Here is a 22,982-nt window from a genome sequence, read left to right as displayed (position 1 = left end):
TCACTCGCGCCCCATGTCCCTGTGCACCGTCACCGTCTCCACTCCGTCCGCCGCCAGCCGGGCCGCCAGCCGTTCCGACATCGCCACGCTGCGGTGCTTGCCGCCGGTGCAGCCCACCGCGATCGTCACGTACCGCTTGCCCTCCCGGCGGTAGCCGGCGGCGATGATGTGCAGCAGCTCGGCGTACCGGTCCAGGAACTCCTTGGCGCCGGGCTGGTTGAACACGTACGTGGCCACCTCGTCGTTGAGCCCGGTGAAGGGCCGCAGCTCCGGCACCCAGTGCGGGTTGGGCAGGAAGCGGCAGTCCACCACCAGGTCGGCGTCGACGGGCAGCCCGTACTTGTATCCGAACGACATCACGGTGGCCCGGAGTTCCTGCTCCTCCTCGCCGGCGAACTGGGCGTCCAGCTTGGCCCGCAGTTCGTGCACGTTGAGGCTGGAGGTGTCGATCACCAGGTCCGCGTCGCCGCGCAGCTCACGCAGCAGGTCGCGCTCGGCGGCGATGCCGTCCACGATGCGGCCCGAGCCCTGGAGCGGGTGCGGGCGGCGGACCGACTCGAACCGGCGGACCAGGGCGTCGTCGGACGCCTCCAGGTAGATCACCCGGCGCTTGACGCCCTTGGTGTCCAGGTCGGCCAGCGACTCGCGGAGGTTGTCGAAGAAGCGGCGGCCGCGCACGTCCACGACGACCGCGATCCGCGCCACGTTCCCCTGCGAGCGGGCGCCGAGGTCGACCATGGTGGGGATGAGGGCCGGCGGGAGGTTGTCGACCACGAACCAGCCGAGGTCCTCCAGACACTTGGCCGCGGTGCTGCGGCCGGCGCCGGACATGCCGGAGATGATCACCAGTTCGGGGATGGCCTCCATGGCCTCGCCCGCTCCGCCACTGGTCATATGGATGCTGTCCTGTTCGTCCTGCTGCTCGCTCATGTGCTCTTCCCCCGATGATCGGACGGGACCGCCCCGGGCGGCATCCCGTCGTCCTGTTCGATGATCTCTCCGGTCGCGGTGTTCACGGCGGGTGCGGCCGGGGCCGCCGCGGCCAGCGCCGCGGCGACGGTCTCGGCGGTGCGCCGGCCGACCCCGGGCACCTGGCAGATCTCCTCGACGGTCGCCGCCCGCAGCCGCTTCAGCGATCCGAAGTGCTTGAGCAGGGCCTGCTTGCGGGTCTCGCCCAGGCCCGGGACCGCGTCCAGCGCCCCGGCCTTCATCGACTTCGACCGCTTGCTGCGCTGGTAGGTGATGGCGAACCGGTGCGCCTCGTCGCGCACCCGCTGGAGCAGATAGAGCCCCTCGCTGGTGCGGGGCAGGATCACCGGGTCGTCCTGGCCGGGCAGCCAGACCTCCTCCAGCCGCTTGGCCAGCCCGCACACGGCCACGTCGTCTATGCCCAGTTCCTCCAGCGCCCGGGTGGCCGCGGCCACCTGCGGCTGGCCGCCGTCCACCACCACGAGCTGCGGCGGGTAGGCGAACTTGCGGGGCCGGCCGGTCTCCGGGTCGATGGGACCGCCGATCGGCTCGTCGTCGGACCCGCCCGCGGACTCCCCGTCCGGTCCGGCGACGAGGCCGCCGTTGCCTCCGGCGTTCCCGTCGTCGCCCGGGTCGCCGTCCTGCTCCTCCCATTCGCTGGTGCGCTGCTTCTCCTGGAGGTAGCGGCGGAAGCGGCGGGAGATCACCTCGTGCATGGCGCGCACGTCGTCCTGGCCGGCGAAGGACTTGATCTGGAACCGCCGGTACTCGCTCTTACGGGCCAGACCGTCCTCGAAGACCACCATGGAGGCCACCACGTCGTCGCCCTGGAGGTGGCTGATGTCGTAGCACTCGATGCGCAGCGGCGCGGTGTCGAGGTCCAGGGCGACGGTGATCTCCTCCAGGGCGCGCGAACGGGTCGTCAGGTCCGAGGCCCGCTTGGTCTTGTGCAGCGCCAGCGCGTGCTGGGCGTTGCGCTGCACGGTGGCCATCAGTTCCTTCTTGTCGCCGCGCTGCGGCACCCGCAGGCCGACGTGGCTGCCGCGCCGCTGGGCGAGCCACTGGGCCAGCGGCTCGACCGGGTCGGGCAGCGCGGGCACCAGCACCTCCTTGGGCACGCCGCCGCTGCCGCCGGAGTCCTCCGCGTCCCCGGACTCGTCCCCGTACAGCTGCTGCAGGGCGTGCTCGACCAGGCCCGCGGTGTCGACGGCCTCGACCTTGTCGGTGACCCAGCCGCGCTGGCCGCGCACCCGGCCGCCGCGGACGTGGAAGATCTGCACGGCGGCTTCGAGTTCGTCCTCGGCGACCGCGATCAGGTCGGCGTCGGTGGCGTCGGCGAGCACCACCGCGTTCTTCTCCATGGCGCGGCGCAGCGCCTCTATGTCGTCGCGCAGCCGGGCGGCCTGCTCGTACTCCATGGCGGCGGCCGCGTCCTTCATCCCCTGCTCCAGCCGGCGCAGGTGGCTGCCGGTGTGACCGGCCATGAAGTCGCAGAATTCCTCGGCCAGTTCGCGGTGGTCGGCGGCGCTGATCCGGCCGACGCAGGGCGCCGAGCACTTGCCGATGTAGCCGAGCAGGCAGGGACGGCCTATCTGCGCGGAACGCTTGAACACCCCGGCGGAGCAGGTGCGGACCGGGAAGACCCGCAGCAGCAGGTCGACGGTCTCGCGGATCGCCCAGGCGTGTGCGTACGGCCCGAAGTAGCGCACGCCCTTGCGCTTGGGGCCGCGCATGACCTGGACCCGGGGGAACTCCTCCTGCATGGTGACGGCCAGCGACGGATAGCTCTTGTCGTCCCGGTACTTGACGTTGAACCGCGGGTCGAACTCCTTGATCCAGGAGTATTCGAGCTGCAGCGCCTCGACCTCGGTGGAGACCACGGTCCACTCCACCGAGGCGGCCGTGGTGACCATGGTGGCGGTGCGCTGGTGCAGGTTGGTCAGGTCCTGGAAGTAGGAGGACAGCCGCTGGCGCAGGCTCTTCGCCTTGCCGACATAGATCACCCGGCCGTGCTCGTCCCGGAACTTGTAGACCCCGGGAGAGTCGGGGATCTGACCCGGCTTGGGTCGGTAGCTGCTGGGGTCTGCCATGCCTCCCACCCTACTGGCGGGATGTGACAAACCCGGTCCCGCACCGGGGGCGGTACGAGGCCGGATCAGGCGCCCGGGCCGGCGGTGAGACGGCCGCCGGAGACCTTGACGGTGACCGGGGGCAGCGCCTCGATGGCCGGCCCCTGGATCACGGCTCCGGTGGTGGCATTGAACTGGCTGCCGTGACAGGGGCAGGAGGCCGTGGTGCCGTTCACCGCGTCCAGGACACAGCCCTGGTGGGTGCAGACGGCGCTGAAGGCCTTGAAGGTGCCCTGGGTGGGCTGGGAGACCAGCACCTTGTTCTCCCGGTACAGGCGGGCGCCGCCCACCGGTACGTCCGTGCTCGCGCCCAGGTCCACGGCGCTGCTGGGACCGGCCGCGTTGCCGCCGCTGGCGCCGCCACCCCCGCCGCCGGAGTTGCTGCCGCAGGCGGTCAGCCCGGTCAGGCCGGCCCCGGCGGCTCCGGCGACGGCCGCCCCGCGCAGGACGGTCCGGCGGCGGGCGGGGAATGCGGTGGACATGTGCGCTCCAGGGGGCCAGAGGTACGGATGACGTGCGGGAACGACCTTACGGCCTGATCCTGTCCGCTCCCTCTGAACCCCCCCGCGCGCGCCGCGGCCGCCGTCCTTCGTGGCGGCCGCGGGTCGTCCGGTGGCCCTTACGCCTTGGCCCGGGCCGTCCGCTTCCGCGGCGCGGCCTTGGCGGCGGTCTTGGCGGCAGTCTTGGCCGCCGTCCGGTCGGCGGCCTTGTCGGCCGTCTTGGCCGCGGCCCGCTTGCGGGGCGCCGGCACCGCCGCGTCGCTGACCGCGTCCGGACCGAGGATGTCCCGCAGGAACTTTCCGGTGTGGCTGGTCGACACGCCGGCGATCTCCTCGGGGGTGCCCTCGGCGATCACCAGACCGCCGCCGTGGCCGCCCTCGGGGCCCATGTCGATCACCCAGTCAGCGGTCTTGATCACGTCGAGGTTGTGCTCGATCACGATCACCGTGTTGCCCTTGTCGACCAGGCCGGACAGCACCTTGATCAGCTTGCTGATGTCCTCGAAGTGCAGACCGGTGGTCGGCTCGTCCAGCACGTAGACGGTCCGGCCGGTGGAGCGCTTCTGCAGCTCGGAGGCGAGCTTGACCCGCTGGGCCTCGCCGCCGGACAGGGTGGGCGCGGACTGGCCGAGCCGTACGTACCCAAGCCCCACCTCGTGCAGGGTGCGCAGGTGGCGGGCGATGCTGGGCACGGCCTCGAAGAAGTCCAGCGCCTCCTCGATCGGCATGTCCAGCACCTCGGCGATGGACTTGCCCTTGTAGTGGACCTCCAGCGTCTCCCGGTTGTACCGGGCGCCGTGGCACACCTCGCACGGAACGTAGACGTCCGGCAGGAAGTTCATCTCGATCTTGATGGTGCCGTCGCCCGCGCAGTTCTCGCAGCGGCCGCCCTTGACGTTGAAGGAGAACCGGCCCGGCTGGTAGCCGCGGACCTTGGCCTCCACGGTCTCGGCGAACAGCCTGCGGACGTGGTCGAAGACGCCGGTGTACGTGGCCGGGTTCGACCGCGGGGTGCGGCCGATCGGCGACTGGTCGACGTGCACCACCTTGTCGACCAGGTCGTCGCCGTCCACCCGGGTGTGCCGGCCGGGGACGGTGCGCGCCCCGTTCAGCTCTCGGGCCAGGTGGGTGTACAGGATGTCGTTGACCAGGGTGGACTTGCCGGAGCCGGACACGCCGGTGACGGCGGTGAGCACGCCGAGCGGGAAGGACACGTCGATGTCCTTCAGGTTGTGCTCGCGGGCGCCGTGCACGGTCAGCCGGCGCTTGCGGTCCACCGGGCGGCGCTCGCGGGGGGTGGGGATGGCCCGCTTGCCGGCCAGATACTGCCCGGTCAGCGACTCGTCGTTGGTCAGCAGGTCGGCCAGTGAGCCGGAGTGCACCACCTTGCCGCCGTGCTCGCCCGCGCCGGGGCCGATGTCCACCACCCAGTCGGCGGTCTTGATGGTGTCCTCGTCGTGCTCCACCACGATCAGGGTGTTGCCCAGGTCGCGCAGCCGGACCAGGGTCTCGATCAGCCGGTGGTTGTCGCGCTGGTGCAGGCCGATGGACGGCTCGTCCAGCACGTACAGAACGCCGACCAGGCCGGAGCCGATCTGGGTGGCCAGCCGGATGCGCTGGGCCTCGCCGCCGGACAGGGTGCCGGCCGCGCGGTTCAGCGACAGGTAGTCCAGGCCGACGTCGATCAGGAAGCGCAGCCGCTCGTTGACCTCCTTGAGCACCCGCTCGGCGATCTTGCGGTCGCGGGCGTCCAGCTTCATCGCGCCCAGGAACTCGGCACAGTCGCTGATCGACATCGCCGAGACGTCCGCGATGGACCGGTCCTGCACGGTGACGGCCAGCACGATGGGCTTGAGCCGGGCACCCTGGCAGGTCGGGCAGGGCACCTCCCGCATGTAGCCCTCGAACCGCTCCCGGCTGGAGTCGCTCTCGGAGTCCTGGTGGCGCCGCTTGACGAACGGGACCGCGCCCTCGAACTGCGCGTTGTACACCCGCTCGCGCCCGTACCGGTTGCGGTAGGCGACGCGGACCTCGGACTTGTGGCCGTACAGCAGCGCCTTCTTGGCCCGGGCGGGCAGGCCGGCGAACGGGATGTCGGTGCGGAAGCCCAGCTCGGCGGCCAGGCCGTCGACCAGCCGGTCGAAGTAGCCCTTGGACATGCCGCCGTTCCAGGGCGCGATGGCGCCCTCCTCCAGCGACTTCTCCTCGTCGGGGACGATCAGCTCCGGGTCGACCTCCATGCGCGAGCCGATGCCGGTGCAGTCCGGGCAGGCGCCGAAGGGCGAGTTGAAGGAGAAGGAACGCGGTTCCAGCTCCTCGAAGGACAGGTCGTCGTACGGGCAGTACAGGTGCTCGGAGAACATCCGCTCGCGCTGCGGGTCGTCCTCGGGCAGGTCGACGAAGTCCAGGATGACCATGCCGCCGGACAGGCCGAGCGCGGTCTCCACCGAGTCGGTGAGCCGGCGCTTGGCGGAGTCCTTGACGGTGAGGCGGTCCACGACCACCTCGATGGTGTGCTTCTCCTGCTTCTTCAGCTTGGGCGGGTCGGTGAGCTGCACGGTGGCGCCGTCCACCCGGGCCCGGCTGTAGCCCTTGGTCTGCAGGTCGGCGAGCAGGTCGACGAACTCGCCCTTGCGCTCGCGCACCAGCGGCGACAGCACCTGGAACCGGCTGCCCTCCTCCAGCTCCAGCACCCGGTCCACGATGGCCTGCGGGGACTGCCGGGAGATCGGCCGGCCGCACTGGGGGCAGTGCGGCTTGCCGATACGGGCGAAGAGCAGCCGCAGGTAGTCGTAGACCTCGGTGATGGTGCCCACCGTCGAGCGCGGGTTGCGCGAGGTGGACTTCTGGTCGATCGAGACGGCCGGCGACAGGCCCTCGATGAAGTCCACGTCGGGCTTGTCCATCTGCCCGAGGAACTGCCGGGCGTACGACGACAGCGACTCCACGTAACGGCGCTGGCCCTCGGCGAAGATGGTGTCGAACGCGAGCGAGGACTTGCCCGAGCCGGACAGCCCGGTGAACACGATGAGCGAGTCACGAGGCAGGTCGAGCGAGACGTTCTTCAGATTGTGCTCGCGAGCGCCACGGACGGTGAGTCGTTCGGCCACGCCAGTGCGCACCTTTCTTGGACAGCTTGGAGGGGTCGGCACCCGAGGGTCATCGCCCCCCACTGAGCCTAAACGGGGTGCGCTCGGCATTTCTTCCTGTTGCGGATCTGCGTATGTGCGGTCACCCCCGGTGCTGCGGCGGAGGCACGTCTACGACCCTATAGCACGCGCTTTCGATTTACGGTCCGGCGCTGTCAGGTTCACCCGATCGTGTGGGCACGCTAGCGTCGGGACCGGGCATGCGACCGCTGGCACCGCACCGTACGCCCGTACGCACCCCTCGTACCGCCGAGAGCGTCCGCCGGGAGGCACCCAGTGACCGTTGACCGACCCGATCCGGAGCGCGACACGGCCGCCGCGCAGGAGGCCACGCAGTCGCTGATCGCCGCGGCCACCGCGCTGCCCGAGGAGGCCCTGGCCGAGCCGTCGCGGCTGCCCGGCTGGACCCGCGGCCACGTGCTGGCCCACGTGGCGCGCAACGCCGACGCGCTGATCAACCTGCTGACCTGGGCGCGTACCGGCGAGGAGACCCCGATGTACGCCTCCGCCGAGGAGCGGGACAACGCGATCGCCGCCGGTGCCGGCCGGCCGCTCGCCGAGCAGGTGGCCGACCTGCGGGCCTCGGCGGAACGCTTCGCCGAAGCCGTCGCCGGGATGCCGCCGCCCGGGTGGGCCGGGCAGGTCACCATGCGCTCCGGCCGGGTGATCGCGGCGGCCGAGGTCCCCTGGCGGCGGCTGATCGAAGTGCGGCTGCACCACGTGGACCTGGACGCCGGCTACGACTGCGCCGACCTGCCCGGCGACTTCGCCGCACGCGAACTGGCGCACGTCCTGGACGGCCTGACCGGCCACGAGGGCATCGCCGCGGTCGAGCTGCGCGACACCGGCAGCGGGCAGGTGTGGAAACTGGGCGCGGCCGACGAGCCGGATCTCGTCGTCGCCGGCACCTGCCACGACCTGGTCGGCTGGGTCACCGGGCGGGGCACCGGCGCGGACCTGTCGGTGACCCCGGACGCCCCGCTGCCGGTCCTCCCTCCGCTGTAGCCGGGCCGCGGCCGCGCTATAGGCTGACGCCATGGCGTACACCGGAGAGGTCGAGGTCGGCGGCCCGCCCGACGTGCACGAACTGACGGACCTGATCATCACCAAGGCCGCGGTCGGGCCGATGGACAACAACGCGTACGTGCTGCGCTGCCGCGCCACCGACGAGCAGCTGCTGATCGACGCCGCGGCCGAGCCGCACACCCTGCTCGAGGTCATCGGCGCCGACGGGATCGGCGCGGTGGTGACCACCCACCGGCACCGCGACCACTGGCAGGCCCTGGCCGAGGTGGTGGCGGCCACCGGCGCGCGCACGTACGCCGGCCGCCTGGACGCGCCCGCCCTCCCGGTGCCCACCGACGTCCCGGTGGACGACGGCGACACGATCTCCTTCGGCCGCATCCGCCTCACCGCCCGCCACCTGGTCGGCCACACCCCCGGCAGCATCGTCCTGGTCTACGACGACCCGCACGGCCACCCGCACGTCTTCACCGGCGACTGCCTCTTCCCGGGCGGCGTCGGCAACACCCACGACGACCCGGCCGCCTTCACCTCCCTGCTCACCGGGGTGACCGCCAAGCTCTTCGACGTCCTCCCGGACGAGTCCTGGGTCTACCCCGGCCACGGCCGCGACACCACGCTCGGCGACGAGCGCCCGCACCTCGCGGAGTGGCGCGAGCGCGGCTGGTGAGCACCGGCTGCCGCGATTCAGCAGTACGGATGACCCGCGGACATGACGGCGTGATTCACCGGTACGGGTGAGGCGGCGGGTTCGGACGCCGGGTTCAGCGCTGCCGGCGCATGCGCATGCCGACCTCGCCCTGGTCGGTCTCCCACCAGGGGCGGGTGGTCTCGGGCACGGCGGAGACGGCGGGCGCGGGCGCCGCGGTGGCGGCAGCAGCGGAATCGGCGGCAGCGGCCTCTGCCGGGGCCGGGGCGGGCACGGCAGCCGCGGCCAGGGCCTCGCGGTCCAGGCGCGCGTCCAGGGCGGCGGTCTTCTCCCGCTCGGCGCGCCACCACTCGAGGAAAACCAGTAGCAGGAAGGGCAGGGCGACCAGTTCGGCCAGGGTGAGCATGAGGCCGCCGCCGAGCATCTGGTCGTGCTGAACGGACGGCCCCCAGGTACGCGGGTGGGCGGAGTACCAGTGCCCCGCCACCAGGGTGCCGCTGGTCATCACGACGATGCCGGGCACGGAGTCGAACAGGCCGTCGAAGAAGACGAGAGCGGCCCGCACCGGGTGGCTGCACCAGCTCGGCAGCAGTTCCTGCCGGCTGAGCATCGGCAGCACGAACAGGCAGCCGGTGAGCAGCAGTTGCAGGTGCATGAGCTGACGCACCGCCGGATTGCCCAGGGCGGTGGCGAAGTACGGGGTGAAGTAGATGCTCAGCTCCGAGGCCAGCACCAGCACCGAGCTGACCAGGGGGTACGTGAGGGCGCGCACCGGCCGTGAGACGAACGCGCGGCGCACCCGTCCGTCGGCCGCGGTGAGGCCGATCGGGTCGCCCAGCGCGAGGCCCAGCGGGGCGAACAGGTCGAGCAGGATGTTCTGCACCGCGGCCGGCCAGAACAGCACGCGGTCGTACACGGCCAGCGACGACATTGTGGCGACCACGAGCGTGCCCAGGCCCATGAAGTAGAAGGCGGCGACGCGCCACAGCGGCCACGGTTCGCCGGCGCGCAGCCGGCGGCGTACCCCGTACCCGTATGCCGCGCCCATGGCGACGATCGCCACCAGGGCCACCGCGTCGAGCTGCCAGGCGTCGAAGTACCGGCTTCCGGTCAGCTCGGGCAGAGCCGAGAGGGTGCTGGCGCTTTGCACGTCCGTCGCCTTTCCGTTGTGCGTTTGCCTCGGGGCCCACCGTCCGTCGCGTCGACTGCCGTCGGGGTGCCCGTACCCGGCCACGGTAGACCCCGGCGATGGGGGCGGTGCGCAGGGGTGCGGGTCCTCCGGGGGCGGCCGACAGCGTCTGCCCCTTGGTGTCGGTGGCGATCTGCGGTCCGTGGTGGGCTGGTCGCGCCCACGCGGCGCCAGCCGCATATTGAGCACAGCCCCGCGCCCCTGACTTTTCCGGGCGAGCACCCTCCCCGCGTCCCTCGGTATTCCGGGCGAGCCCGTCGCCCCGTCCTGGGCACCCGCAGGGGTCAGTGGCGGTCGGCCTTGGCGTAGGCGTCACGGTTGGTGTCGGGCGCCGGGTCGCCGTCCGGGGCGGGGGCCGACTCGGCGCGGTGGGCGGCGATGAGGCTGGTGGCGGTGGTGACGGCGAGGACGCCGCCGATGACGGCGAGGGAGAGGGGGATGGAGATCTCGGGGACGTGGACGCCGGATTCGTGGAGGGCGTGGAGGACCAGCTTGACGCCGATGAAGCCGAGGATCACGGACAGGCCGTAGGAGAGGTGGACCAGCTTCTTGAGGAGGCCGCCGATGAGGAAGTAGAGCTGGCGCAGGCCCATGAGGGCGAAGGCGTTCGCGGTGAAGACGACGTAGGGGTCCTGGGTGAGGCCGAAGATGGCGGGGATCGAGTCGAGGGCGAACAGCACGTCGGTGGTGCCGATCGCGAGCATGACGACCAGCATGGGGGTCATCAGGCGCCGGCCGCCCTCGGTGACCAGCAGCCGGGTGCCGTAGTAGCGGGTGGTCGTGGGCACCCGGCGCTCGACGGCCTTGAGCAGGCGGTTCTCCTCGAACTCGGCGTCCTGGTGGTCGGCGCGGGCCTCGCGGATCAGCTTCCAGGCGGTCCAGACGAGGAAGGCGCCGAAGATGTAGAACACCCACGAGAAGGCGGCGATGACGGTGGCGCCGGCGGCGATGAACACCGCGCGCAGGACAAGGGCGATGAGGACGCCGACCAGCAGGACACGTTGCTGGTAGGCGGCCGGCACAGCGAACTTGCCCATCACGAGGACGAAGACGAAGAGGTTGTCGACGCTCAGCGACTTCTCGGTGAGGTAGCCGGCGAAGAACTCGCCGGCCGGCTGTCCGCCGGAGAAGTACACCAGGCCGAGGCCGAAGAGGACGGCGAGAATCACCCAGACGGCGGTCCACACACCGGCCTCGCGGATGGAGACTTCATGCGGGGTACGGCCTACGGCGAAGTCGGCCGCGATCAGTACGCACAGGCCGGCGATGGTCAGGGCCCACACGGTGAGCGAGACGTCCATTGCTCCTCGGCAGATGTCCGGTGGCAACTGTCAGCGCAACCCGTCGGCGTCGTCGCTGCCGGAGTCCGTGGCTCCGGTCTCATCAACGGTACAGGAACAACCAAGTTACGGTAAAGCACAGACCAAGACACCTGTTCAGAGGGTCACCCGAGCGGGTGTTCCGGGAGTGGTGAAATGCTCAAGGACCCGTACCGGGCCCGTCCTCAGGACCCGTACGCCGGGCGGGCGTCGGCGAGCTGCCGCAGGACGTGCGGCAGCACCTGACTGCCCGCCGGTACGAGCGCCGGCTCGTAGGTCCAGGCGTGCCCCACCCAGGGGTCGCTCAAGTGCTCGCTGGGCAGCGGGGTGAGCCGCAGCAGCGCGCCGAACATCGGGCCGAGCAGCGGCCCGTAGGCGGCGGCGTCCTCGCGGTCGGCGACGAGCATCAGATGCACGCCGGCCGCCGGTCCCTCGTCGGCGAGGTAACGCAGTTGGGTGATGGCGCGGTCGTCGAAGCCGTACGGGAACTCATTGACGATCAGCAACTGCTCGGCGGTGTCGAAGCCGGGCGGCAGCGCGTCGGCGGCGTCGGAGCGCAGTGCCATCTGCACCAGGTCCACCCGTTCGGTGAGCCGGGTCAGGACGTCGCCGATGCCGGCCGAACCCGCCGCGGGCGCGGGCAGGGTCAGGGCGCCGCCGGCGTAGAGCGGGGCGGTCGCGGTGGCCGCCGAGCCCGCCGGGTCGAGCACGTGCAGCGCGAAGGCGCCCACCGGGTGGGCGGCCAGCAGCCGGGCGGCGAGTGCCACCGCGGTGTCCACGGCCAGCCCGCGGTTCTCGGCGCTGTCGATCCACAGCCCGCGCTCCAACGGCAGCCGGGCCAGCAGCGGAATGCGCAGTTCGGGCGCCTCGGGCAGGCACAGGGTGCCGAGCCGCACGGCGAACGGCGGCTCGGTGGGCACCTGGTAGGCGTGCCACGCCGGGTTCTCCCAGCCGGCGAAGGCGGGCGGCAGCGCGGGCTCGACCACCTCGGCCTCTGCGGTGAGCTGGGCGAGATCGCGGTCCAGCACCGCCCGAGCCTGGTCGACCAGCGCGATCTGCCGGATCTCGGCCTGGTCGCGGGCGGCCTCGGCGGCCGGGCCGCCGCGGGTGCGAGGATCGGCGAGCAACCGGTCGAGTTCCTGGTCGTAGCGCGCCTGGGCGAAATCGGCGGCGCTGCGGTACGCGGCCACGCTCCGGGCCAGGTCCTCGAACATGCCCCACACCTGGTTGTACAGCCGCTCCTCCATGCTCCAGCCGGGGGCGTCCCCGGCGACCGGCACGGGAGGCCCCTCGGGCGCACCGGCCGGGGCGGCGGGCCGTACGGCGGAATCCGCGGCGGACGGCCGTTCGGGGGACGGTTCGCTCGGGAAGGTGCCGGGCACCTCGTCCGCCGTCCCCGCGGCCGCGGTACGGCGGCCCGGGTGGTGGTAGTCCACGCCCACCGCACGGGACTGCTCGCGGGCCACCGCGGTGCGCACGGCGAGGGCCGTCCCGGCCGGGTCGGGCAGGCCCTGGTCGAGCAGCAGGGCCGGCAGCCCGCCCGCGTATCCCTGGCCGACCGCGCGTATTTTCCAGCCGCCCTGGCGGCGGTAGAGCTCGACGGCCAGCAGGGCGGTCTCGGTGGTCAGGCCGGACACGGTGAAGCCGGCGATTCCGGCGCCCTCGGGGGTGGTGACCTCGACCCGGGGAGCGGGGGCGGCGCCGAAGGACGGCGGGCCGCCCGGGTGCGGGCCGCCGGGGTGGATCCCGGCGGGAAGCGCGAGCAGCACATGGACCCGGTGCACCGCCTCGGGCACGGCGCCGAGGTCGACGGCGAGCCGGTGGTCCGCGGCGGCCTGCCGGGGCACCTCGACGCCGGGCAGGTTCGGTTCCCCCGGGTGGGCGAACCGTCCGTCGTCACCGGTGACGCGGCCCTGTTCATCCCCGAGGGTGACCGCGGCCACCACGGGGGTGCCCGCCGACACCCGGATCTCCAGCCGATTGCCGGGCAGCGCATGGTTCTGCCCGCTGACCAGTTCGGCCGTCATGTCCGCCGTCACCGTCCCCGATCCCGTCCCTGTGTTCCCATGTCCTGGTGACCGCTGCGGCCGTGCCGGCCGCGGCGGCCCTGGTGCCCCGCCCCGCCGGCCGACCCGCCGCGCAAAGCGGCTTACAGCGCGGGCACGATGGCCGGGATCAGGTCCTGGAAGGTGCGGCCGTTGGCGGGAGTGCCGATCGCCGTCATGGTCCAGCCGCCCGCCCCGCGCTGCACCTTGGCCATGATCTGCGCGGTGTACGAGCCGCCGCCGGTCAGGGTGTAGCGGGCCAGTTCCTGGCCGTTGGTCTCGTCCACCAGCCGGCAGAACGCGTTCTGCACCTCGGAGAAGGTCTGACCGGTGAAGGAGTTGACGGTGAAGACGATCTGGTCGATGTGCACCGGGACCCGCTGCAGGTCCACCAGGATCGACTCGTCGTCACCGCCCTGGCCGGCGCCGCCCACCAGGTTGTCGCCGGTGTGCCGGACCGAGCCGTCGTCGCTGGTCAGGTGACGGAAGAACACCACGTCGACGGGGTTCTTGTCGGCGAACAGCACGGCGGAGGCGTCCAGGTCGATCTCCCGGGTACGGCTGCCGAACAGGCCGCGGCGCGGGGCGGCCTGCCAGCCCAGCCCCATCCTGACCGCGGTCAGCGATCCCCCGTCGGCCTTGCTCAGGCTGATCTTCTGACCCTTGGTCATGTTGACCGTCACGCGCTGTCCCCTCTCACCGTGCACACTGCTCCGTGCGCCGTATTCAGCCGTATTCACGCGGGTCGTATCCGCTTGCGCGCACTCGTCCGCACACGTACCCCTGCGGGTACGTGTGCGGTACTCGTGCGGTTGTCCCGCACCTTAACAAGACGCCGTACGGGGGTGCCCCGGTTCGTCGGCCGTTGTTTTCGCGTGCCTTCGTTCCGGGGCAGGCGTCCGGCGGGGCAGGGCCGGTCAGGCGACCCCGGCCTCGCGCATCTGGCGCAGTTCCTTCTTCAGTTCGGACACCTCGTCCCGCAGCCGGGCGGCGAGCTCGAACTTCAGCTCGCCGGCGGCGGCCTGCATCTGCTCGGTGAGGTCGGCGATGGTGTCCGCGAGTTCCGCGGCGGGCAGCGAAGCGGCGGCGCGCTTCTCGCCGGCCTTCCCCGACAGGCCCGGCACCGGCGCCTTGCCGCGCGAGCGCTGCCGCCCGGAGCCGAGCAGCTCCTCGGTGTCGGCCTGCTCGCGGACGATGTCGTCGGCGATGCCGGCGATCCGCTTGCGCAGCGGCTGCGGGTCGATGCCGTTGGCGGTGTTGTACGCCATCTGCTTCTCGCGCCGGCGGTTCGTCTCGTCGATGGCCTTCTCCATCGCCGCGGTGATCCGGTCGGCGTACATGTGCACCTGGCCCGACACGTTACGGGCGGCGCGGCCGATGGTCTGGATCAGCGAGGTGCCCGAGCGCAGGAAGCCCTCCTTGTCGGCGTCGAGGATGGCCACCAGCGACACCTCGGGCAGGTCCAGGCCCTCGCGCAGCAGGTTGATGCCGACCAGGACGTCGAACTCGCCCGAGCGCAGTTCCTTCAGCAGCTCCACCCGGCGCAGGGTGTCGATGTCGCTGTGCAGGTAGCGGACCTGGATGCCCAGTTCCAGCAGGTAGTCGGTGAGGTCCTCGGCCATCTTCTTGGTGAGGGTGGTGACCAGGACCCGCTCGTCCCGCTCGGCGCGCAGCCGGATCTCGTGCACCAGGTCGTCGATCTGGCCCTCGGTGGGCTTGACCACGACCTCGGGGTCGATCAGGCCGGTCGGGCGGATGATCTGCTCCACCACACCGTCGCCGCGGGACAGCTCGTACGGTCCCGGGGTCGCCGACAGGTAGACCGTCTGCCCCACCCGCTTCAGGAACTCCTCCCACTTCAGCGGCCGGTTGTCCATGGCGGACGGCAGCCGGAAGCCGTGCTCGACCAGGGTCCGCTTGCGGGAGGCGTCGCCCTCGTACATCGCGCCGATCTGCGGCACGGTGACGTGCGACTCGTCGATGACCAGCAGGAAGTCCTCGGGGAAGTAGTCGATCAGGGTGTCCGGGGCGGTGCCGGGGCCGCGGCCGTCGATGTGCCGGGAGTAGTTCTCGATGCCGGAGCAGGTGCCGATCTGCCGCATCATCTCGATGTCGTACGTGGTGCGCATCCGCAGCCGCTGCGCCTCCAGCAGCTTGCCCTGCTTCTCCAGCAGCGGGAGCTGTTCCTCCAGCTCCTTCTCGATGCCCGCGATGGCCCGCTCCATCCGCTCCGGACCGGCCACGTAGTGGCTGGCGGGGAAGACGTAGACCTGCTGGTCCTCGGTGATCACCTCACCGGTGAGCGGGTGCAGGGTGTACAGCGCCTCGATCTCGTCGCCGAACATCTCGATGCGGACGGCCAGCTCCTCGTACACCGGGAAGATCTCCACGGTGTCGCCGCGGACCCGGAAGGTGCCGCGGGTGAAGGCCAGGTCGTTGCGGGTGTACTGGATGTCGACGAATTTGCGCAGCAGGGCGTCGCGGTCGATCACGTCGCCGACCCGCAGCCGGACCATGCGGTCCACGTACTCCTGCGGGGTGCCCAGGCCGTAGATGCAGGAGACGGACGCGACGACGACGACGTCACGGCGGGTGAGCAGCGAGTTGGTCGTGGAGTGCCGCAGCCGCTCCACCTCCTCGTTGATCGAGGAGTCCTTCTCGATGTAGGTGTCCGTCTGCGGGACGTACGCCTCGGGCTGGTAGTAGTCGTAGTACGACACGAAGTACTCGACCGCGTTGTTGGGCAGCAGCTCGCGGAACTCGTTGGCGAGCTGGGCGGCGAGCGTCTTGTTCGGCGCCATGACCAGGGTGGGGCGCTGCAGCCGCTCGATCATCCAGGCGGTGGTCGCGGACTTGCCGGTGCCGGTCGCACCGAGCAGCACGACATCCTGCTCACCTGCGCGGATGCGCTTCTCAAGGTCGTCGATGGCCGTCGGCTGGTCGCCGCTGGGCCGGAACGGGCTGACGACCTCGAAAGGCGCCACAGTGCGTTCGATGTCTGATACGGGCCGCATGACACCCACGGTACGACCACCCACCGACAATCCGCGCCGAGTGAAGCTCCGGATGCCGGGAGTCACCGCCCGGTGTCGTACCCCCCGGCTAGCGTGGGGGGCGTGACGGACGTGGCGTGGACGGTACGGGATACCCCGGTGGGGCCGCTGCTGGTGGCGGCGACCCGGGCGGGGGTGGTCCAGGTGTGCTTCAACGCGGACGAGGCCACCGCCGGGCGGGCGGTCGCGGGCCTGGCCCGGCGGCTGGGATGCGTGCCCGAGCGGGCCCCGGAGCGGCTGGCCGGGGCGGCCGACGAGCTGGACGCGTACTTCGCCGGCGAGCTGACCCGGTTCACGCTCGGCCTGGACTGGTCGATGATCACCGGCTTCGCCCGCCAGGTGCTGCGGGAGCTGGCGGCCGGGGTGCCGTACGGCAGCGTGGTGGGGTACCAGGACCTGGCCGACCGGGTCGGCGAGCCGGGGGCGGCCCGTGCGGTGGGCATGGCCATGGGAGCGAACCCGCTGCCCGTGGTCGTGCCGTGCCACCGCGTGATCGAGAGCGACGGCGGCATAGGCGGCTTCGGCGGCGGCCTGGAGATCAAGCGCGCCCTCCTCGCCCTGGAGGGCGTGCTGCCGGCACCGCTGTTCTGAGCGGGCCCGGGCCCTGCCGGGTCACTCCTCCGAGGAGCGGGGGTCCGGGATCTGCGGGGAGGCGGACTTGGGCAGTTCGGCGCGGTCGGGCTGCCGGTCCAGTTCCTGGTCCGGCTCCTGGCCGAGTTCCGCCGCCGGGCCGGACGAGGACGAGCCGTCGGCAAGGCCGGCCGGGCCGCCGGAGCCGTCCCGCACCGGCCGGCCGGTCCCCGGCGCGTCGGTCGCTTCGGTGTCCGGGGCGCCCGTAGGCCGCTGCGGGTCACCCGCGCCGCCGCTGCCCTGGGCGGCGCGGTCGAAGAAGCGCAGCAGTTCCACCGGGAAGGGCAGCACCAGCGTGGAGTTCTTCTCGGCGGCCACCTCGACCACGGTCTGGAGCATGCGCAGTTGCAGCGCGGCCGGATTGGCGTCCATCGCCCGCGCCGCCTCGGACAGCTTGTGCGACGCCTGGAGTTCGCCGTCGGCGGTGATGATCCGGGCCCGCCGCTCGCGGTCGGCCTCGGCCTGCCGGGCCATCGACCGCTTCATGGACTCCGGCAGCGCCACGTCCTTGATCTCGACCCGGTCGATGTGGACGCCCCACCCGGTGGCCGGGGTGGACAGCATCAGTTCCAGGCCCTCGTGCAGCTTCTCCCGCCCGGACAGCAGGTCGTCCAGGTCGCTCTTGCCGATGATGGACCGCAGCGAGGTCTGCGCCACCTGGAGCATCGCGAACTCGTAGTTCTGCACGTCCACGGTGGCCCGGATCGGGTCCACCACGCGGAAGTAGAGCACCGCGTCGACCCGGACCGACACGTTGTCCCGCGTGATGCCCTCCTGGGAGGGCACCGGCATGGTGACGACCTGCATGTTCACCTTGGTCATGCGGTCGACGAAAGGAAGGAGCAGACGCGGCCCCGGTCCCTTGGGCAGCGGGTCGACCCGGCCGAACCGGTAGACCACGCCGCGTTCGTACTGCTTGACGATTCTCAGACTGGCCGGCAGCATCACGACGCCCAGCACGGCGGCGACGATCAGCAGCACCACGACGACAACCATGGTCCCCGCTCCCCCTTCGCCCGGGGGTGTGAACACTACGGCGGGACCGTCCGCCGCACACCCCGCAGGACGGTTTCCTTGACACGAGTTTGACGAACAGTCGGCGCCCGCGGGTTCCCGGTGGCAGGGCGCGAAAAAAGCGGGGCCCGGCGGCCGGGCCCTGCCATGGGCCCGGTGCTCGCCGATACGGCGCCGGGCCCGGTGGTGACGCTGCGGTGCGGCGGCCCGCGGCGCCGGTCAGCCGTTGTCGAAGCGGGCGGCGGCCAGGTAGTCCGGCCGCGGATCGAGCGCGGCGGCCAGCCGGAAGTGGCGCTGCGCCTCGTCGGCGCGGTTGGCCCGCTCCAGGGTGCGGGCGAGCGCGAAGTGGGCGAACGCATTGTCCGGTTCGCGCTCCAGCACCACCAGGAACTCCAGTTCCGCCGGGCGCAACTGGGCCGCCGCGAAGAAGGCGCGGGCCCGCAGCAGCCTGGCGGCGGTGTTCTCCGGATGGGCGGCTATCACGGGGTCGAGCAGCTTCACAGCGCCACGCGGGTCGCGCGCCTCCAGCAACTGCTCCGCGGCGCGATAGTCGATGACATGGGTCTCGGGGGTCCGCTCGGGCAATGCACCCTCCCTCCTGCGGCCGACGAGTGATCGTCTGGACAGACATACCCAACACGCCGCTCGGCTACCCCATTCCCCTAGGGTGAGTCGCATGCTGAACGTGGGGTTGACGGGTGGGATCGGGGCCGGCAAGAGCGAGGTGGCGCGGCTGCTGGTCTCCTTCGGCGCGGTGCTGATCGACTCCGACCGGATCTCCCGGGAGGTGGTGGCGCCCGGCACCGAGGGACTGGCCGCGGTAGTGGCCGAGTTCGGGCCGGGGGTGCTGACCTCGGAGGGCGCGCTGGACCGGCCCGCGCTCGGCGCGATCGTCTTCGCCGACCAGGAGCGGCTCAAGGCGCTGAACGCGATCGTCCACCCGCTGGTCCGCCGCCGCTCGGAGGAGTTGCAGCGGGCGGCCGGGGCGGACGCGATCGTGGTCCACGACGTACCGCTGCTGACCGAGAACGGCCTGGCACCGCTGTACGACCTGGTGGTCGTGGTGGACGTGGCGCCCGGGACCCAGGTGGACCGGCTGGTGCGGCAGCGGGGCATGACCGAGGAGGAGGCCGGGGCCCGGATGGCCGCGCAGGCGACCCGCGAGGAGCGGCTGGCCGTGGCGGACCTGGTGATCCACAACGACGGCCCGCTCGACGCGCTCGAACCCCAGGTGCGGGCCGTGTGGCAGACCCTCACCGAGCGGGCGGCCGGCGCACCGGCCGAAGACACCACCGGCTGACGGCACCGCGCGGCACCGTACGCCGGACGGGCACGCTCACCCGCCCGTACGGTCCCGGGCACGGGCTTTCGCGGGCGCGCCGGACAGCCGCCGGGCACCCGTGCTCGCCCGCGCCCGCGTCAGCGGCCGTCGTCCTCGCGGTCGGCGAGGAAGCGCTCGAACTCCGCGGCCAGGTCCTCGGCCGAGGGCAGGTCCACGGGCTCGGCCATCAGGCTCTCCCGCGACTGCACGCCGGCGACCGCGTCGTACTGGCTCTCCAGGCCGCGCACCACCGAGACCAGCTCGCCGTCGCCCTCGGCGACCTGGCGGTCGATCTCGACCCGGACCGTGTGCGCCTCATTGCGCAGCGCGTGCGCGATGTCGGGCAGCACCAGGCCGGTGGCGGCGGTGACGGTCTCCAGCACGGCGAGCGCGGCGTCCGGGTACGGGGAACGCGCCAGGTAGTGCGGCACGTGGGCGGCCACGCCCAGCACGTCGCGGCCGGCCTGGGCGAGCCGGTACTCGATCATGGCGGCGCAGCTCGCCGGGACCTGGGCCTCGTCGAACCAGGCGCGGTGGCCGGGCACCAGGTCCACCCGGTTGCCGTGCGGGGTCAGGCCCACCGGACGGGTGTGCGGGACGCCCATCGGAATGCCGTGGAAGTTGATCGCCATGCGCACCCCGAGCCGCTCGACGACCTGGAGCAGCGCGGCGCCGAAGCGCTCCCACTCCACGTCCGGCTCCTGGCCGCTGAGCACCAGGAAGGGGGTGCCGGTGGTGTCACGGACCAGGTAGAGGTCGATGGCGGGGGTCTCGTACGACGTCCAGTGGTCCCGGACGAAGGTCATCAGGGGGCGCCGGGCCCGGTAGTCCACCAGCCGATCGGCGTCGAAGCGCGCGACGAGCTGATGGTCGAGGCGGTTCAGAAGCTGACGGATGACCTGTTCGCCGGTCTCCCCGGCGTCCATGTACCCCTCGAACCAGTACAGCAGCACGGGCCCCGTGTCTCCGACCGCCTCGTCGACGGCCTCGGCCCCGCCCGGTACGTACTCGTACAGTCCTTGCGGATCCAGCACGGTGATCGTCCTCCTCGCTCTCTGTCACCTTCAACGAACGCAAACCGCCCGACATTCCCCGCCCGGCCACCGGAAGCCGCGCCGGGGCGTTCTTGACGGTCCGTCGGCAAGACTTTACGGTCACGGCGCTCCACCGGGTGTTCACGTCGGCGTTTCCGGTTCACGTACTCGATCGAGGTCCGGGAAGGCGGGTACGCCGGCACCGGAACAGGACAGCACGAGCACCGCGGGCCCGCTCCCCCGAAAGGGAGCGGGCCCGCGGTGTGGTCAAGCGGTCGAGCAGGCTCTGCGGGTCAGCTCTGGCCGCCCGCGAGCTTCTCGCGCAGGGCCGCCAGGGCCTCGTCGGAGGCGAGGGCGCCGGAGTTGTCCTCGGACTCCGAGGAGTAGTTGCCACCGGCGGGGGCGGCGGGCTGGCCACCGGCCTGGGCCGCGGCCTCCGCGTCGGCCTCGCGGGACTTGATGACCTGCGCCTGGTGCTGCTCGAAGCGGGCCTGGGCCGTGGCGTACTGGCCCTCCCACTCCTCGCGCTGCTTCTCGTACCCGTCGAGCCAGTCGTTGGTCTCGGGGTCGAAGCCCTCGGGGTAGATGTAGTTGCCCTGGTCGTCGTACGACGCGGCCATGCCGTACAGCGTCGGGTCGAACTCCACCGAGGCCGGGTCGGCGCCGAAGGACTCGTTGGCCTGCTTGAGGGACAGCGAGATGCGGCGGCGCTCCAGGTCGATGTCGATGACCTTGACGAAGATCTCGTCGTTGACCTGGACGACCTGCTCCGGGATCTCCACGTGGCGCTCGGCCAGCTCGGAGATGTGGACCAGGCCCTCGATACCCTCGTCCACCCGGACGAACGCACCGAACGGCACCAGCTTGGTGACCTTGCCCGGTACGACCTGGCCGATCTGGTGGGTGCGGGCGAACTGCTGCCACGGGTCTTCCTGGGTCGCCTTCAGCGACAGGGAGACGCGCTCGCGGTCCATGTCGACGTCCAGGACCTCGACCGTGACCTCCTGGCCGACCTCGACGACCTCGGACGGGTGGTCGATGTGCTTCCAGGACAGCTCGGAGACGTGCACCAGACCGTCGACGCCGCCGAGGTCCACGAACGCACCGAAGTTGACGATCGAGGAGACGACGCCGGAGCGCACCTGGCCCTTCTGGAGGGTGGTGAGGAAGGTCTGGCGGACCTCGCTCTGGGTCTGCTCCAGCCAGGCGCGGCGGGACAGGACCACGTTGTTGCGGTTCTTGTCCAGCTCGATGATCTTGGCCTCGAGCTCCTTGCCCACGTAGGGCTGGAGGTCGCGGACGCGGCGCATCTCGACCAGGGAGGCGGGCAGGAAGCCGCGCAGGCCGATGTCGAGGATGAGACCGCCCTTGACGACCTCGATGACGGTACCGGTGACGATGCCGTCCTCTTCCTTGATCTTCTCGATGGTGCCCCACGCGCGCTCGTACTGCGCACGCTTCTTCGAGAGGATCAGGCGCCCTTCCTTGTCCTCCTTCTGGAGGACCAGAGCCTCGATCTCATCGCCCACGGCAACGACCTCGTTGGGGTCGACGTCGTGCTTGATGGAGAGCTCGCGGGAGGGGATGACACCTTCGGTCTTGTAACCGATGTCGAGCAGGACCTCGTCCCGGTCGACCTTCACGATGACGCCGTCGACGATGTCGCCGTCGTTGAAGTACTTGATCGTCTCGTCGATCGCCGCGAGGAAGGCTTCCTCGTTGCCGATGTCGTTGACCGCCACCTGCGGGGTGGTACGAGGGGCCTCGGTGCTGCTCGTCATTAGGGAAAGGACTCCGGTACGGACAGTAAGTCGTAGGTACTGCTACGCTGGAGCCTTTTTCGTTCCTGCCGCCCCTTGAAGTCGGCCGGAAGGGCCGAAAGCCGTGGGCCAAGGGAACTGCAACAGATTCGAGCGTGGCCTGCTCCGTCCGAGGCGCGCAGGCTCGCAGCGCAACTTGTAGCATACGGGGGCAGCCGGGCAGGGTCAATGCACGAAGAGCACACCCGGGCGCGTAACGGACGAACCGGCCCAACATACACTCCCGCAGGTCCCTCCAGAGAGTACGACGACTGCCGCGATGATCCAAGGACCCGAACCCGAAGCTACCCGTCGTATTGCCGGTGCGACCGAGAGCAGCAGGGCCAACCGCCGCTGGTGGGACCGCAACGCGGACGACTACCAGATCGAGCACGGCGACTTCCTGGGCGACGCCCGCTTCGTGTGGGGCCCGGAGGGGCTGGACGAGGCGGAGGCGGCGCTGCTCGGCCCGGCCGAGGACCTCAAGGACCGGGCGGTGCTGGAGATCGGCGCGGGCGCCGCGCAGTGCTCGCGCTGGCTGGCCGCGCAGGGCGCCCGGCCGGTGGCGCTGGACCTGTCCGGGCGGCAGTTGCGGCACGCCCGCCGGATCGATCTCGAGGCGCCCGCGCCGACCGGGCCGGTGCCCCTGGTGCAGGCGGACGCGGGCGCGCTGCCGTTCGCCGACGCCTCCTTCGACCTGGCCTGTTCCGCCTACGGCGCACTGCCGTTCATCGCCGACACCGCACGGGTGCAGCGGGAGGTGCGGCGGGTGCTGCGGCCCGGCGGTCGCTGGGTCTTCTCGGTCACCCACCCGGTGCGCTGGGCCTTCCCCGACGAGCCGGGCCCGGAGGGCCTGACGGCAGTGGCCTCCTACTTCGACCGCACGCCCTACGTCGAGCAGGACGACCGAGGCATAGCCGTCTACGTCGAGCACCACCGCACCCTCGGCGACCGGGTCCGCGAGATCACCGCGGCCGGCCTCACCCTGGTCGACCTGGTCGAACCCGAGTGGCCGGCCTGGAACCGCCAGGACTGGGGCGGCTGGTCCCCGCTGCGCGGCCGCCTGCTCCCGGGCACCGCGATCTTCGTCTGCGAGGCGCGCTGAGTTGACGCGAGCAGTGGTACGGCGGGCCCGGGTGCATCGGAAGCACGCGGTGGT

At 71.5% G+C, this 22,982-nt stretch carries 18 protein-coding genes; 5 read left to right on the top strand and 13 right to left on the bottom strand.

All coding sequences use genetic code 11. The features are described from left to right. The 4 genes from rapZ to uvrA all read right to left on the bottom strand — a co-directional run bounded on the left by rapZ (window position 1) and on the right by uvrA (window position 6,708). Window positions 1-930: an RNase adapter RapZ gene (rapZ, locus tag ITX44_RS13770; protein ID WP_372440907.1), complete on the bottom strand. Its 930-nt coding sequence runs from the start codon at window positions 928-930 to the stop codon at window positions 1-3. Continuing rightward, window positions 927-3,059 (bottom strand): excinuclease ABC subunit UvrC, encoded by a 2,133-nt coding sequence (gene uvrC, locus ITX44_RS13765; RefSeq protein ID WP_205357445.1) that lies wholly within the window; start codon window positions 3,057-3,059, stop codon window positions 927-929. Before uvrC ends, rapZ begins: the two co-directional genes overlap by 4 nt. Window positions 3,060-3,124: 65 nt before the next feature. Then, the gene (locus ITX44_RS13760) at window positions 3,125-3,580 is read right to left on the bottom strand and encodes a Rieske (2Fe-2S) protein (protein ID WP_205357444.1); all 456 of its coding nucleotides are present in this window, start codon (window positions 3,578-3,580) and stop codon (window positions 3,125-3,127) included. A gap of 137 nt (window positions 3,581-3,717) precedes the next feature. After that, entirely contained in the window at window positions 3,718-6,708 is a 2,991-nt protein-coding gene (gene uvrA / locus ITX44_RS13755; RefSeq protein ID WP_307795257.1) for an excinuclease ABC subunit UvrA, read from the bottom strand. Window positions 6,709-7,023: 315 nt separating this feature from the next. Here uvrA and ITX44_RS13750 point away from each other — a divergent pair, with 315 nt between their 5' ends. Continuing rightward, on the top strand, window positions 7,024-7,752 hold the full coding sequence (locus ITX44_RS13750; RefSeq protein WP_205357442.1) for a maleylpyruvate isomerase family mycothiol-dependent enzyme: 729 nt from the start codon (window positions 7,024-7,026) through the stop codon (window positions 7,750-7,752). Window positions 7,753-7,783: 31 nt separating this feature from the next. Continuing rightward, on the top strand, window positions 7,784-8,440 hold the full coding sequence (locus tag ITX44_RS13745) for an MBL fold metallo-hydrolase (RefSeq protein WP_205357441.1): 657 nt from the start codon (window positions 7,784-7,786) through the stop codon (window positions 8,438-8,440). Between the two features lie 94 nt (window positions 8,441-8,534). Here the strand turns inward: ITX44_RS13745 and ITX44_RS13740 are convergent, their stop codons facing one another. The 5 genes from ITX44_RS13740 to uvrB form a co-directional block, all read right to left on the bottom strand. Next, window positions 8,535-9,569 carry a cytochrome c oxidase assembly protein gene (locus ITX44_RS13740; protein ID WP_307795256.1) on the bottom strand — a complete coding sequence of 345 codons (1,035 nt, stop codon included), beginning with the start codon at window positions 9,567-9,569 and terminating at the stop codon, window positions 8,535-8,537. A gap of 323 nt (window positions 9,570-9,892) precedes the next feature. Next, the gene (locus ITX44_RS13735) at window positions 9,893-10,909 is read right to left on the bottom strand and encodes a TerC family protein (protein WP_205357440.1); all 1,017 of its coding nucleotides are present in this window, start codon (window positions 10,907-10,909) and stop codon (window positions 9,893-9,895) included. Window positions 10,910-11,112: 203 nt separating this feature from the next. Then, window positions 11,113-12,954 (bottom strand): TerD family protein, encoded by a 1,842-nt coding sequence (locus ITX44_RS13730; RefSeq protein ID WP_205357439.1) that lies wholly within the window; start codon window positions 12,952-12,954, stop codon window positions 11,113-11,115. Window positions 12,955-13,076: 122 nt separating this feature from the next. After that, window positions 13,077-13,655, bottom strand: a complete 579-nt coding sequence (locus tag ITX44_RS13725; RefSeq protein WP_205357438.1) for a TerD family protein — start codon at window positions 13,653-13,655, stop codon at window positions 13,077-13,079. 234 nt (window positions 13,656-13,889) lie between these two features. Continuing rightward, window positions 13,890-15,986, bottom strand: a complete 2,097-nt coding sequence (gene uvrB, locus ITX44_RS13720) for an excinuclease ABC subunit UvrB (RefSeq protein ID WP_205357437.1) — start codon at window positions 15,984-15,986, stop codon at window positions 13,890-13,892. Between the two features lie 93 nt (window positions 15,987-16,079). Between uvrB and ITX44_RS13715 the strand changes: the two genes are divergently transcribed. Continuing rightward, a complete protein-coding gene (locus ITX44_RS13715) occupies window positions 16,080-16,616 on the top strand; it encodes a methylated-DNA--[protein]-cysteine S-methyltransferase (protein WP_372440906.1) in 537 nt (178 codons plus the stop codon). A gap of 21 nt (window positions 16,617-16,637) precedes the next feature. Here the strand turns inward: ITX44_RS13715 and ITX44_RS13710 are convergent, their stop codons facing one another. Both ITX44_RS13710 and ITX44_RS13705 read right to left on the bottom strand, forming a co-directional pair. Beyond that, window positions 16,638-17,651 carry a slipin family protein gene (locus tag ITX44_RS13710; RefSeq protein ID WP_205357435.1) on the bottom strand — a complete coding sequence of 338 codons (1,014 nt, stop codon included), beginning with the start codon at window positions 17,649-17,651 and terminating at the stop codon, window positions 16,638-16,640. Between the two features lie 237 nt (window positions 17,652-17,888). Beyond that, the gene (locus ITX44_RS13705) at window positions 17,889-18,254 is read right to left on the bottom strand and encodes a tetratricopeptide repeat protein (RefSeq protein WP_236060503.1); all 366 of its coding nucleotides are present in this window, start codon (window positions 18,252-18,254) and stop codon (window positions 17,889-17,891) included. A 91-nt stretch (window positions 18,255-18,345) separates the two neighbouring features. Here ITX44_RS13705 and coaE point away from each other — a divergent pair, with 91 nt between their 5' ends. Further along, window positions 18,346-18,969: a dephospho-CoA kinase gene (coaE, locus tag ITX44_RS13700; RefSeq protein WP_205357433.1), complete on the top strand. Its 624-nt coding sequence runs from the start codon at window positions 18,346-18,348 to the stop codon at window positions 18,967-18,969. Between the two features lie 119 nt (window positions 18,970-19,088). On the opposite strand, the gene ITX44_RS13695 is transcribed toward coaE, so the two are convergent. Further along, window positions 19,089-20,024, bottom strand: a complete 936-nt coding sequence (locus ITX44_RS13695; RefSeq protein ID WP_205357432.1) for a PAC2 family protein — start codon at window positions 20,022-20,024, stop codon at window positions 19,089-19,091. A gap of 293 nt (window positions 20,025-20,317) precedes the next feature. Then, window positions 20,318-21,805, bottom strand: coding sequence for a 30S ribosomal protein S1 (gene rpsA / locus ITX44_RS13690; protein ID WP_205357431.1), 1,488 nt, complete (start codon window positions 21,803-21,805; stop codon window positions 20,318-20,320). A 298-nt stretch (window positions 21,806-22,103) separates the two neighbouring features. Between rpsA and ITX44_RS13685 the strand changes: the two genes are divergently transcribed. Then, on the top strand, window positions 22,104-22,928 hold the full coding sequence (locus ITX44_RS13685; RefSeq protein WP_205357430.1) for a class I SAM-dependent methyltransferase: 825 nt from the start codon (window positions 22,104-22,106) through the stop codon (window positions 22,926-22,928). Window positions 22,929-22,982: the final 54 nt, after the last annotated feature.

This window comes from Actinacidiphila acididurans, from assembly GCF_016918855.1.
GTDB lineage: Bacteria > Actinomycetota > Actinomycetes > Streptomycetales > Streptomycetaceae > Actinacidiphila > Actinacidiphila acididurans.
The sequence above is the reverse complement of the archived record's forward strand: the minus strand, read 5'-3'. Positions and strand labels throughout refer to the sequence as shown.

What these genes read in the sequence shown, in the direction of transcription:
- rapZ (WP_372440907.1), bottom strand. Translation starts at nt 930, where the DNA reads ATGAGCGAGCAGCAGGACGAACAGGACAGCATCCATATGACCAGTGGC.
- uvrC (WP_205357445.1), bottom strand. Translation starts at nt 3,059, where the DNA reads ATGGCAGACCCCAGCAGCTACCGACCCAAGCCGGGTCAGATCCCCGAC.
- ITX44_RS13760 (WP_205357444.1), bottom strand. Translation starts at nt 3,580, where the DNA reads ATGTCCACCGCATTCCCCGCCCGCCGCCGGACCGTCCTGCGCGGGGCG.
- ITX44_RS13745 (WP_205357441.1), top strand. Translation starts at nt 7,784, where the DNA reads ATGGCGTACACCGGAGAGGTCGAGGTCGGCGGCCCGCCCGACGTGCAC.
- ITX44_RS13735 (WP_205357440.1), bottom strand. Translation starts at nt 10,909, where the DNA reads ATGGACGTCTCGCTCACCGTGTGGGCCCTGACCATCGCCGGCCTGTGC.
- ITX44_RS13730 (WP_205357439.1), bottom strand. Translation starts at nt 12,954, where the DNA reads ATGACGGCCGAACTGGTCAGCGGGCAGAACCATGCGCTGCCCGGCAAT.
- uvrB (WP_205357437.1), bottom strand. Translation starts at nt 15,986, where the DNA reads ATGCGGCCCGTATCAGACATCGAACGCACTGTGGCGCCTTTCGAGGTC.
- ITX44_RS13710 (WP_205357435.1), bottom strand. Translation starts at nt 17,651, where the DNA reads ATGGTTGTCGTCGTGGTGCTGCTGATCGTCGCCGCCGTGCTGGGCGTC.
- coaE (WP_205357433.1), top strand. Translation starts at nt 18,346, where the DNA reads ATGCTGAACGTGGGGTTGACGGGTGGGATCGGGGCCGGCAAGAGCGAG.
- rpsA (WP_205357431.1), bottom strand. Translation starts at nt 21,805, where the DNA reads ATGACGAGCAGCACCGAGGCCCCTCGTACCACCCCGCAGGTGGCGGTC.
- ITX44_RS13685 (WP_205357430.1), top strand. Translation starts at nt 22,104, where the DNA reads ATGATCCAAGGACCCGAACCCGAAGCTACCCGTCGTATTGCCGGTGCG.